Origin of the sequence: Ensifer sp. ENS08 (assembly GCF_014852195.1) — a bacterium.
Taxonomy (GTDB): domain Bacteria; phylum Pseudomonadota; class Alphaproteobacteria; order Rhizobiales; family Rhizobiaceae; genus Ensifer; species Ensifer adhaerens.
Genome location: NZ_JACVBF010000036.1, coordinates 1 through 11,524, shown reverse-complemented (window position 1 = coordinate 11,524; position 11,524 = coordinate 1). Strand labels below are relative to the sequence as shown.

The following is an 11,524-nucleotide window of genomic DNA, read 5'->3' as shown; positions in this document are numbered from 1 at the left end:
CGCCGCCGACGTTCCGGCCCAGAGAGAACTTCCATCTTAAAATTGCTGCTAGTCATAATGCCGACATTACTCCTACACACTTAACTAAGTGGGGGAGCATGTCCGGGCCTTTCGGGGGCTAATTCAGAACTCGCCAAGATCTTGTTGGCAGACATTCACGCCAAATAAAACACGCAACGATCCTCGTCACGACCAAATGGCTTGAAAAGCAGATGAGAGCGCCGACAGCGTCCGGCCGCCTGAGAAACGCTAAAGGCTTGCCTTCCAAATCCGGCGCGGTGAAGCGGCCGCCTTGCGGCGGCCTCTCTACTATATGATTTGGGTCTTGGGTGGAGGAGTGATCTGCCCTTCGAAAGGGTCGTCCTCTTGAGGCAGGACGCCGTTGGGGGTCAGATCGTCAACCGCCTTTGGCAGATCTCGGCTGAGGCGGCTCAAAATCTCCTCAGGAGAAAGACCCGTCCGCGCGGAAAGATCCTCCAGGACTTCCGGCCCGAGCGCTTCCGATAACTGCCTATCATCAATCTCGCTGTTTGGACCGGTCTGCACCCAGGATTTTGCGGTCTCCCCGTGTCCGTTGTGCTCGAACTGTTTGAGGAGATCGTCGAGACCACCCCTCAACACGCCGCCGGTCGATGAACCGCCGAGCAAGCCTCCGAGGCCACCAGAGCCTCCAGTCAGACCGCCAAGCAGGTCACCCAAACCTCCTCCGGCCTCCTGCTGACCGGTTGGCCCTTGGTCTTGTCGGTTCTGGGTCAGACCTTTCAGAAGCTCCCCGATCTTCTCCCTGTTCTGGTATCCTGCCACCGCAAGGACACTTAGCAGGGCTTTAAGTGCAGTGCTTACCATGTGCTTCTCCTCTTCTGTCATACATGCCCTTTCAGGCATCTACTGATTAACGACGGAGGTCGCGATCGCTGTTAACGCGAGGTCGGTGGCCTGCTCATCGTCGAATTTGTGGCGGATGGATCGCCAATGGCGCGGACCGAGGCTGGGTTGGTCATGGCTTTTCCTTTGGGTTAGAAGGAGCATCGGTAGACGCTTAAACTCCACCCGGCATCTCTTGTTCCGTTCAGCTGATGTTCCATGCCCCGATGGCACAGCGTATCAACTTTACTGACGAGCGAAAGTGGACTGGGGACGGCCTCAAAATCGAGGCTCATGATGTTAACGCCAGTCTTCAGTCGAAAGAGGGGAACGATAGTCAGAGCACGGTGTTTTGATCTTACCCGCCGGGCCGGATCTGCTGCCGCGCCAATACCTTAATCTCCAAACGAGAGAAAAGCCATGATTGAACGTCCAAATCAGCCCCCTGGGACGCTTGAGCGCAAGGTCGAACTCGAGCAGACGGTGCACTATGCAATCCAGGTCCTTGTCGAGGAAGCTTGCCTTTTGGGTTGGACCCAGGCTGAATTTCTGACGAGCATATCGGACACCGCGATCGCCAGGCTGAGCCTTCTGGATGAGGACGAAGCAATTTCCCCACCCGCAGAGGGTGACTTATCGCGGACGATTTATCCAACCGATTAGCCGGGTTGCCTGTGTGATCAAAAATGGGCTTGGAGCAGCGAAGCCGGTGTGCGGTGTCGGTCTCAAGATTTGTCCCGGCATCGTTCAGGCGCAGCTTGGCACCAGCCGCATCCTGATCCACAAAGAGGAACACCAATGTCGAGTTTGCCATGCGCGTGCGCTGCGCATCCACCCGCAGCATCGTCGCCGCTATCTCCTCCTTCCTGGCGGAAGATGAATGCAAACATCCGACAGCGCACAGTTCGATGACGCTGATACCGGTCACTTCATGCGTGTCAGTTTCCGCTCCGAAGGGGGGCGGGCGCTAGAAATGCTGAAGGATGAGTTTAAGCCGATTGCGGACCGTTTTGGCATGGAATTCGAGTTCTTCGACAGCCGATCGATGACGCGGCTGACCGCCGCTTTGGCGCGCGTGCGGCTCATCTCGCCTGAAGCGGTGCGCACGATGTGGTTTAAGGCAGCCTTCGAGGCTTGGTAAGATCCAACCTCTCAGGCGATTGTCGCCGATCGAGCCGACCCGTGCGGACAAGAACAAGCAGCTCCCCGCTGAGCGGAGAGAGTTCATGATTTTTGCGTTTGTCGTCGCCTAATGTTCCGTTGGGAACTGACCGCCATGGCGATTTGTGTCCTTGTTACCTTTGAGCGATCGCTTGTTCGTTTGTTCTTTACTGCCAAGCCGAATGTCCACGAAGCGCGCATCGCTTTAAGAACCAGACTTATAATTGTGGGATTGGTTCGCAAATGGCGAGCATTGAATGACTAGAGCAACATGGTGAAGTGATGCGGAGTTTTACGCTCGAAAACAACTGTCTCATCAACATCGATGAGAAGAGATCGGCCCACGGCGACATTCGCACGTTGATTGAGGCCGCAAGGCGTGGAGAGGCGGATATCGCCATTTTGGCTTCGAGCGCATATGAACGTCAGCCCGGTGGCGCACATCTAAAACGATTTGCAGACTTTGAAAGCCGAATGAGCGCGCTCGGACTTGGTCACATCAGCCTCTTGCGGCCGATCGGGCGACACGGTTTTTCATTCCATGGTTTCTCTATTATGAGTGATGAAGCGGCGATTGAGCGCGAGCGACTTATCTTCAGAACCCTTTTTCCGACGACGCCAGCACGATGGTCGGACTACGCGGTGAGCTACGGCTTGGACAAAAAGGATCTGTCCAGCGCCGCTGCTTGGCATTGGCGCAATTGCCTTGGCGCTGCTCAGGCGTTCTGGGCACATGAAAATGGCAGGCGCCATGTGTTCGTGACCACCAACGAAGGCTTTGCGCGCCTTCCGAAGAAACTTGAATTTGCCAACGCCGTAATCATGACCCCGACGCAGGCGGTTCAGGTTTTAGCTGGCGACAATCGCCGCAGCCCGGCAGCCGGCTTGCGCCGACAGAGTCGGCCCGTTGCGAACATGGATTTTCTACCGAGGTAGCAACAACTGCTATGGGCCTGCTTGGACAGGCTTTCTCCGCAAGCAATCTTTGCAAAGGCTCTGGGCCGCCTAAAGTTGTCTAACGACTGAACTGCACCTTCGGATCGTCGCCCCGTCGCGAGTTTCGTCCGACCTCGGATGAATTGAGGGTTCCTTACGCCCAAGTTCATTCTAGTGTTGGTGACGACCGTTGACCTCGACCCGGACGAGAGCCCTGCCGGCCGACCTTGCGGGGAAGCGAATGGCCTATGCCGAAAGGCGGGCCTCTGCGACGTGCGCCGCGGCTTCGTCTAATGCCTCCTCGGCCCACTGATTGAGGCTCTTCCCCGACAGTTCGGCAGCCAGAGAAGCTCGGCGATGCACTTCGGGAGCAACTCGAAACATCATCTTGCCGGAATAGGGTCTTTGAGGCTCTTTGCCGATGCTCTTGCAGGTCTCAAGGTAATCATCGACAGCCTCATGGAACGCCTTCTTCAGTTCAGAAACGCTATCCCCGTGAAACCCGACTACGTCCGAAATGCCAGCAATCTTACCGACGAACAGCTCGTCCTCCGCGTCGAATTCTATGCGAGCGTGATAACCGTTGTAAGTCATGGTGTTCATGGTTCTACTCCAATTTGCGTCAGGAATTCGCGAGCATCGCAAACTTGATAACGTTTTGCCTCCTTGTCGGGATGAGGACGATGGAAGCTCGCGATTATGCCGTCCTTTTCGAACTTAACGCGCGAGCCGTTTCTTTCGATGACGTTCGCGCCGGCAGCGACAAGCAGGTTTTCTATACCGGCCCACTCTATGGTTCCCGAGACCGGATCTTTGAAAACCGCCACGAGAGTCTTTTTCTGCTTGCCGTTCATGCTAGCAAACATAGTGATGCTTGCTAATTCTGCAAGCATTATTTCTCATGCAAATACGATCCGTGTGTTTAGAGCCCTGGGTGCGAATCGCTCGATGGGTCCGATTTCAGTGCACCCGTGATGCTGCGAAAATCCGTGCGCTCGCGACTTTTGGCATAGTCATTTGCAAGTCGCACGCCCGGAAAGATCCAGCTGCGGGTTCGATTCTCTTCAAGGACAGAGGTTCGTTGGTTAACTTTCGGCCCAACGCCGACAATAGCTTTGAGCGGGCCGGCCAATTCCGAATGGCACTTAAGTCGCACTGGTCGACGGGCGGCCACGCACGAATAACGAGCCAGCTGGGAACGGGTACGACAGTCACGCTCTTTCTCCCGGATGGGTCCGGCGCCGACAAAGCAAGCATCGGCTCGGCTCCGTCCCAACACGGGAGTCTGATGGGTGAAGGTGAGGTCGTGCTCGTTGTGGAAGACGACAGCGCCGTGAGGCTGCTGATCGTCGACGTTCTGAAGGAACTTAGATACAGGACGCTCGAAGCCGAAGACGGAGAACATGCGCTGCCGATAATCGAAAGCGCGCAGCGCATCGATGCCGTGGTTTCCGATGTCGGCTTACCAGGGATCAACGGGCGGCAGTTGGCCGAAGTGGCTCTGGCAAGGAGGCCGGGCCTCCGTGTTCTGTTCTTAACGGGCTATGCAGCAACAGCATCCTCACGCGCGGACTTTCTCGGACCGGGCATGGACATGATGACCAAGCCGTTTTCCATGGACGATCTGGCGCGAATAGTTCGAGAAATGCTTGCAAAAGATTGAGACGCCGGCGCAACTCATGCCGACAGTCAGCGCCGACTAGCCGGCAAGGTGTGCGGCCTCTGACAGTGCCGCCGTCGCGACGTAACAACCCTTCTCGCGACGGAAGACCACCGACCGCCTTGGGACGACCCGGTTCGTGCGCGATCAAAGCATGGAAACATGGGAGATCATGATTGCTAGGGGCGTTCGGCAGGCAAACCAAATAAGGGTAAAGAGCGGTTGCTATTCGAATGACAAAGGCGCAGTGTCCAGTCTCCAGTAGCAGATGTCACGGGCGCTGCTGTATGAGGGTTCGATACCCTGGCCCCAATCAAGGGGGCGCCATGTCCTACACCGAACAGACATTTTCGCCTTGCGATCCAGCAAATTCCGGTCGGTCCTAGACACTTGAGGCTGCGAACTGCACAGCGCTATGCGCAGTATGTTCCCTGCCACGACAATCTGGCATTGGTTGGGACGAACCGATGGGCGCAGGTAAGCGCCGGCCGCAATGGCTTCACACTTCTGTGACCACTCAACCGCCCATTTGGAGACATAAGGACATGCTTCAACCGTTCTTCCTAGCGTTGGCTATACAGGCGAGCGTTCTTCTATCCGCAACTCTGCTCTTGATCCCTGGGGCATATGGTCAAGGGTCGGTGCCAGCAAATTCCGAAGCAAAACGCTACGGATCGGGATGGGAGTGTAATCGTGGATTCCGACAAGAGGCCGATTCCTGCGTTGCTGTGACGGCTCCCGACAATGCTTTCCTGACATACGCTTCCTATGGCAACGGCTGGGAATGCGATTACGGGTTTGCCGAAAAGGACGGCCAGTGCCTTGCGGTTCGGCTGCCCGCCAATGCTTTTCTCGACTCTTATTCTGGTGACCGCTGGAAGTGCATGCACGGATATCGTCAGCGCGATACTGAATGCGACCTCATCGAGGTGCCGGACAAGGCGTATCTGACGGATTCGAGCTATGGCGAGGGCTGGATCTGTGAACGGGGGTATCAGGTCATCGCTAGCAAATGCGTCGCACTGATCGTTCCTGACCATGCCTACCTGACCACCAGCGGCAATGAATGGTTGTGCGACCGTGGATTTGAAATGAAAGATCAGGCCTGTGTTGCTGTAAAGGTTCCCGAAAATGCAACCTTTGCGGACAACTCCTATGGCCAGAAATGGAAATGTGACCGGGGATTTGAAGCAAAGGGATCGGTATGTTCACAGATCAATCTTCCTGAAAACGCACATCTGGATCGTTCCGGAAACGGCTGGGAGTGCAACCGTCCGTATCGGCTCAGTCGCGGGGTATGCGGTATGGAGTGACGGCAGCGCGACATATCTAGATGTGCGCGTCTAGATGTGCGCGCCGTCGCCGCTCGATGTGGCCGCTTTTCAAGAAATCGTCTGGACCCACCGCATAGCGTGAGGGCTGAGAGTACGGCCCATCAGGGTGGGCGACCTTGTAAATTGGATGTTCGCTGCGCCGGCGTCACTCGCCGTTTGAGGCATCTCCACGCGGCGAGTCGTCAGATCAAAAGGGCGGGTGGCCACGAAGGAAGTGTGCGCGGTGTTATCTCATCAGACCCGCTGCACGTAGCGCGTCTTCGATCGTCCGCCGAATGCCGTCCGCCGGTCCCTTGGGACTCGGATTATCGTTGCTCCGAGCCTTGGGGATAGCGACGTCAGTGGCGACGCCCGGGTTCACCTGTCTCAAGGATGGCGCCGCAACCCCGAACGATTTGGCAATTTCCTCGGTCGACGAAATGCCGACGTCAAGCATGTAGGGCCCTGCCCGACCGTACCCACTTTTCGCATCGATCGGTGTGCCGTGGCCCATACCCTTGACGCGGTAAAGCTGAAGGCGTTCCTCCCCGTGGGCATTGACCCAGACCCGGCGTTCAAGCCGCGACGTCGGTTGGTCTACCCGGGGCGATCCTCGGGTTTCAACAACGCCCAGCCACTGGTCGACAATCGCATCTGCGTTGGCCGAGTTGACGGTCATGTCCTGCGTTCCCTGCCAGACCGATATCGCCGGCCATGGGCCCGTTGTTTTGGATGCGGACCGAAGCAGCTTTTGAAGCGTGTTAGTGTCGGGAATGCCTTGCGCGCGCATGCGGTCGAACGCTTGGGGTATCGTGTGTGCCGTGCCATAGGGGAGGCCGGCTATGATTGCGCCGCCGGCAAAGACTTCGGGATAGGTCGCCAGCATCACATTGGCCATCGCTCCACCTGCCGAAAGCCCGGTTATGTAAACTCGCGAGGTATCGATGTCATAACGTGCTTCGGCGGTCTCGACCATCTGGCGGATTGAAAGCGCTTCACCATCGCCGCGCGCCATATCGTTCGGCTGGAACCAGTTGAAGCAAAGATTGGCGTTATTGCTGCGGGTCTGCTGCGGGAAGAGGACGACAAAGCCATAGTCGTCGGCCAATCTGCTCCATCCCGAGCCTGTGTCGTATGACGACGCCGTCTGGGTGCAGCCGTGCAAGACGACGACGAGCGCCGGTCGTGGAATAACTGTCGATGGGACATGAACTTTTGCCTCAAGCTGGCCAGGGTTCGGTCCAAAGGCCTCGAATTCCGACAAGTGGCTCTCTCGAGAAGGGTCGACCGGATGTGTGCGGAACTGCTTGAGCAAAGCGAGGGTGTTAGACAAGGAGCGCATAACGAAACCTCCAGGCCGTAACGGCCAGGATGGCTATCATAGCGGCCTCATACAGCACTCGGTAATCATTGCTGCAGTGCACAATATAATGCTGCGACGCAGCGTTTCAATGGAAGGCGCGAGATTTCGCCAGACGAACGCAAATCCATCAATCGAGCCAGCGGTTGCGAAACGTGAGGCTGGCAACGGAGATAGGTTTGCCCTCTTCGCTGCGCACAGAAACTGAAATTTCAGTGCCATAGCCCTCGGGCAATTCGTCGCGTGCGACATCAACGAGGATGCGCGTGATTTCCTGCATGACGGCCTCGCGGGAATGTAGCTCAAGCCCCAGATCATCCCGCGTCTGTCCGTCACCATTCATAAGATCGAAGAAATAGCGCGTCATCACCACTCCGGCCTCCACTTCCATAGAAAAGCCCGGAAGGAAGCCATTGTTCCCAGAAGTAAATCAGCGCTGGGTATTTCTTCGACAGCCAAAGCTCCAGTGCACAGCCTTTGTGCGCTCGAACCCGACAGTTCTCTCACCGGTTGAGTTGCGAGCCATGCCTAACCTCTCATCTACCGCGGACGCTGCAGATCGCGCCAATTGCATTTATGCAAAGCACACACAGTCTGGGGTCACGATCCCAGAAACGTTATGACGGGGCTTCCAGGAAATAGGCGTCAAGAGGCACGGCCCCGCGCTGATTTCTACGCCCGCCTTCAAGATCGGTGTTAAGTCCTCCTGTGTCCGATTGTGTTTAATCCAACCAAAGAGGCCCGCCATTGTCCATGCCCTAGCGTAGAGCTGATCCGCTCGGTAGAGACCTAACTTCTCTTCTTGGAACTCGCAGCTGGCGTAGTCGTCAGTCGAAAATCAGCCATTTCCTTCGCCGTCAAATAATAAAGGCGGTCCGCAGGCGTTTCCAAAGCGTTGAACCAGAGTTCGGCAGCAATGCCCATAGCCTCGAGATGGCGGGCGACACGTGCGGTGGCGGACTGTGTGGTCGACATGAGCTCGTCTGCGGTGGGTATGACGTTTCTGACGGTAAATAGCTGGTGCACTCCAACCACCGCATCTTTTTCCGCGAGGCGTTCAACGCCGCCTGCAAGCACGATTGGACATGAGGATGCGCAAAGTGCTCTCGACACCACTTTCGTCGTCAGCGATTTTTCGCGTATCAGCTTGGAAATTGCCAGCGCGTCGTCCACTGAGCCGCCTGGGGAGTTGAGCGCGACGGTTCTTACATACTCGCCGCGAACTTCGATCTCTCTGGCAAAGCGCGAAGACGCGCCTGGATCGAAGGTGCCTTCGACAAGCAGGACGCCGCCGGGGCCAAGTTCCAATGTCATCGGCTTGTTCAGCACTTCGGTCGGGCTCGATGGGCTTTGCGCAGCATCGCTCGGATCCCCCTTGGTTCCTGCAGGCGGCATGAACGGGACCTGGTAGGCTGGGTCGGCGGTTGACAGCTTGGGGCTGGTTTCCATGTTGCGAACGTCGATAATCAGAAAAATCGCTGTCAACGACAGCAATAGATAGAACACGCCTCGCATCGCGGTGCCATCGTCGAGGCGCTTCAAGGCCTTGATCGGTTCATCGATCCTCATGTGGGCGATCCTTGGGACGTATTCTCGGGTCGAGGTTTGTGATGTTGTTTGCCTCTTCCGTAGTTTTCTGCGCTTCAAGCTCGGCGGCAACCTCCATCAGATCCGAGCCGCTTTCCGCCAGCGCACGCTTCAATTCTATTGCCTGCACGAGTTCGGCTGCCGTGATGCGTTCGGCAAATGGCATCCTCTCTTCCTGTTTTCGGATCGCGCCGTGCACGACTGCAAGAATGAACACGAGTACACCGGGCAGGAGATCGATGGAGATGGCGCCAGCCCATGCTGGAATAAAGTCCGAAGCGTAGCGCAAAACTGCTTCGGCGGACGATAGTGGAACGAACCTTCGCTCCTTTACCGGTGCGCGCGCAAGGATCTCGTCAGCGGCGTCGGACAGAACCTTCGACTGGGCCGCTACTGAAGCGCGCACTGTCGCCATTACCCTGTCCTGGCGGTCAACTAGGTCGGCATCGCCACCGTCGGCGACAGGTGCAATAAAGCCGAGCGAAAGATCATCGGCCGCGCGACGGATCGAAGGGGCAATTGAAGTCTGTCCGAGCGAGGCTATGACCCCGGTGAGCGCCACGACTTCCGAGGAGAACTGGTCGGCACGCGGTTCAATGGCGCCGGGCGCCGATACCAGCGTACGCATGGTCTCAAGCCGCTTTTGTCCTTGTTCGAACAACGTCGTTACCTGTTCGCGCGAGGCGTTGATGCCGTTCTCTAGATCTTTCATCTGCGCTGACATCTGCGACAGCAACTGAACGACGCTTCCTGAACCGGTCGTACCGGTCAGAGCGCCCGATTGCCGTTCCGAAAGCGCCAGCTGAGCAAAGCGCTCGGAGGCGCGCTGGATATCGGGCAGAAGACTCTGGGCAGCAAGTGCGTTCTGGTGCGCCTGGTCGAGGTCGGCGGTATAGTCTTCCACCGTCTCGGCCAGGTGCTGCTCAAGTGCCGCAGAACCTGCTAGTGCAGCAGCATTTAGCCAGCTTGACATGGCCATGATCATGACCGCGCCGATGGCCATCACACCGAGCATGGCGGCGCGACCCGTATGGGTCGTGATATGCGGAAAGAAGCGCGCCATATAGGACCAGAAAGCGTAGATGCCGACCGAGACGGAGGCCGAGTAGATAATCGCTGCGAAGAAGATCGCCGTTGGCGAACCGTCCAGGATGCTGCGCACGCCGAGATAAGTGTACACGCCGGAGGCAAGGGCTAGGACGGCAATGGCAAACCGCGTCATCGTTTCGACGGCAGCGACCCCGTCGTGCAATCGCTGGGATGCGCCGGTCGCCATGGGCCAGTCTCCGTAGAAGGAAAGTATTCCTTAAAAGAGGATCAAGAAGCGGGCGGAATAAAGGCCGGTTTAACACCGCGTCCCGGACATCCGTTCTAATTGATTGGGACGAACCAAAGCGCGCCGGTCGCGGATAAGGTTCAACGGCACCAAGCAGAAGCGCACGCACGTAAATCACCTAGGAACTATCGCGTCCTCCGGCAGTTGGTGGTGTGCGAGAAGGAGAGCGCCGATGACCCCAGATATTCGAAACTCCACTTTCTATGTGTTGACCCAGGACGATCCCTCCGCGCCAACAGACGCGGTTCCGGTTGGCTTCGAAGAGGCCTATGAGGAGGCTCAAAGGCTCACCGAAAGCGGCTTGGCGGTTCATGTCCTTTATACTGAAGACGCAACTCAAATGCAGCTGACGCGGTTTACTGAGGCCGGAATCAGAACGAGCTTGGCTTCGCAAGGGTAAGGGGAACGGTCGGTTCTCGGCGATCGACAGGATTCACGAGTTCGTTCTGCCTGAGAAGTGATGAGGCCAGCAGTTTACCTTCATGTAAACCCGATGTGATCGCCGCTGTTGTCCTCGTCATTGCCTCGGCTTACCGGGCGCTTTTTGCTTTCAGCGACACGTTTGGGCGCCCGTCATAAACAGCACGACAATCATCACTTTTTCGTGTTCGTCCTGGAGAACTCTCAAGATCGCGACAGCATAGCTATGCAGGCCTAACTCGATGAGCATTCAGACCTCCAAGGCGTAAACGAGCATGTCGGTATCGAGAAGCTGGACGAACTCGCGCTACGAGCGCTGATCACGGTGTTGGAAAGACAAGCCGGGCGGTCTGGCGAAGAGGGAGATCGAGCGCCATCGCGCGGCCTCGGGCGTCGACTTGAGGTCCGAGCCGATAAGCGGTCGCAGGCCGCGTCAAGCCGACCGCTATGGAGATGGAGAACATCCGGATTTTTCCGCCCTCTCCTTTTGGCCCACACAATGGCAGTCGAGCTCGCTACCCACCCCTCCCGCGACGGTCGGTCCGCCAGCGCTCGCCAAGATATCGACAGACGACGATACAAACTTCAAAAATGTACGAGAATGGAATCGTCGCAGTTTGCGTCTTCAAGGCAAAGTCGCACTGCCGAAGCGTAAAATCTGGTCGCGTAGGGATCGCTCAGCGACGCGACGGGCGGCCTCTCGATATTCGAACCAGACAAGTTTGCGCTCGCCCTTCTCCGGAAAGTTCCCGCGCAGGCCAGAGAGCTGGCTCGGGAAATTTGAACAGCGGGGATAAGTGGAATTTCTGCCTGACTTTGGCATAGATGCCGGAAACAGGAGAGACCATGACGAGACGACCGCGCCGGAACCACAGCCCGGCTTTCAA

The 11,524-nt window shown here is 57.1% G+C and carries 13 protein-coding genes and 1 pseudogene; 6 read left to right on the top strand and 8 right to left on the bottom strand.

Annotated elements, in window-relative coordinates:
* Positions 1-309: 309 nt before the first annotated feature.
* Positions 310-846, bottom strand: a complete 537-nt coding sequence (locus IB272_RS34230) for a YidB family protein (RefSeq protein ID WP_051659551.1) — start codon at positions 844-846, stop codon at positions 310-312.
* Positions 847-1,284: 438 nt separating this feature from the next.
* On the opposite strand from IB272_RS34230, the gene IB272_RS34225 reads away from it, so the two are divergent.
* The 3 genes from IB272_RS34225 to IB272_RS34215 all read left to right on the top strand — a co-directional run bounded on the left by IB272_RS34225 (position 1,285) and on the right by IB272_RS34215 (position 2,961).
* Positions 1,285-1,527: a hypothetical protein gene (locus IB272_RS34225; protein ID WP_034800461.1), complete on the top strand. Its 243-nt coding sequence runs from the start codon at positions 1,285-1,287 to the stop codon at positions 1,525-1,527.
* 217 nt (positions 1,528-1,744) lie between these two features.
* Positions 1,745-2,005 (top strand): hypothetical protein, encoded by a 261-nt coding sequence (locus tag IB272_RS34220; protein WP_192358652.1) that lies wholly within the window; start codon positions 1,745-1,747, stop codon positions 2,003-2,005.
* A 302-nt stretch (positions 2,006-2,307) separates the two neighbouring features.
* Positions 2,308-2,961: a hypothetical protein gene (locus IB272_RS34215; RefSeq protein ID WP_192358655.1), complete on the top strand. Its 654-nt coding sequence runs from the start codon at positions 2,308-2,310 to the stop codon at positions 2,959-2,961.
* Between the two features lie 246 nt (positions 2,962-3,207).
* On the opposite strand, the gene IB272_RS34210 is transcribed toward IB272_RS34215, so the two are convergent.
* Together IB272_RS34210 and IB272_RS34205 are read right to left on the bottom strand one after the other, a co-directional pair.
* Positions 3,208-3,564, bottom strand: a complete 357-nt coding sequence (locus IB272_RS34210) for a type II toxin-antitoxin system HicB family antitoxin (RefSeq protein WP_192358658.1) — start codon at positions 3,562-3,564, stop codon at positions 3,208-3,210.
* Entirely contained in the window at positions 3,561-3,815 is a 255-nt protein-coding gene (locus IB272_RS34205) for a type II toxin-antitoxin system HicA family toxin (protein ID WP_192358711.1), read from the bottom strand. Before IB272_RS34205 ends, IB272_RS34210 begins: the two co-directional genes overlap by 4 nt.
* 434 nt (positions 3,816-4,249) lie before the next feature.
* On the opposite strand from IB272_RS34205, the gene IB272_RS35260 reads away from it, so the two are divergent.
* The gene (locus tag IB272_RS35260) at positions 4,250-4,624 is read left to right on the top strand and encodes a response regulator (RefSeq protein WP_244547874.1); all 375 of its coding nucleotides are present in this window, start codon (positions 4,250-4,252) and stop codon (positions 4,622-4,624) included.
* A 542-nt stretch (positions 4,625-5,166) separates the two neighbouring features.
* Entirely contained in the window at positions 5,167-5,934 is a 768-nt protein-coding gene (locus tag IB272_RS34195; protein WP_134888037.1) for a hypothetical protein, read from the top strand.
* A 247-nt stretch (positions 5,935-6,181) separates the two neighbouring features.
* Here the strand turns inward: IB272_RS34195 and IB272_RS34190 are convergent, their stop codons facing one another.
* From IB272_RS34190 to IB272_RS34175, 4 genes are all read right to left on the bottom strand, one after another.
* Entirely contained in the window at positions 6,182-7,276 is a 1,095-nt protein-coding gene (locus tag IB272_RS34190; protein WP_112773196.1) for a PHB depolymerase family esterase, read from the bottom strand.
* Between the two features lie 148 nt (positions 7,277-7,424).
* Positions 7,425-7,661, bottom strand: coding sequence for a hypothetical protein (locus IB272_RS34185; RefSeq protein WP_060607017.1), 237 nt, complete (start codon positions 7,659-7,661; stop codon positions 7,425-7,427).
* Positions 7,662-8,083: 422 nt separating this feature from the next.
* On the bottom strand, positions 8,084-8,863 hold the full coding sequence (locus IB272_RS34180; RefSeq protein ID WP_192358664.1) for an ATP-dependent Clp protease proteolytic subunit: 780 nt from the start codon (positions 8,861-8,863) through the stop codon (positions 8,084-8,086).
* Positions 8,850-10,157, bottom strand: a complete 1,308-nt coding sequence (locus IB272_RS34175) for a hypothetical protein (RefSeq protein ID WP_029742848.1) — start codon at positions 10,155-10,157, stop codon at positions 8,850-8,852. Before IB272_RS34175 ends, IB272_RS34180 begins: the two co-directional genes overlap by 14 nt.
* Before the next feature lie 232 nt (positions 10,158-10,389).
* Here IB272_RS34175 and IB272_RS34170 point away from each other — a divergent pair, with 232 nt between their 5' ends.
* A complete protein-coding gene (locus IB272_RS34170) occupies positions 10,390-10,617 on the top strand; it encodes a hypothetical protein (RefSeq protein WP_029742849.1) in 228 nt (75 codons plus the stop codon).
* Between the two features lie 645 nt (positions 10,618-11,262).
* Here the strand turns inward: IB272_RS34170 and IB272_RS35740 are convergent.
* Positions 11,263-11,385: pseudogene (locus IB272_RS35740) on the bottom strand (NTP pyrophosphohydrolase); the annotation flags it as partial.
* Positions 11,386-11,524: the final 139 nt, after the last annotated feature.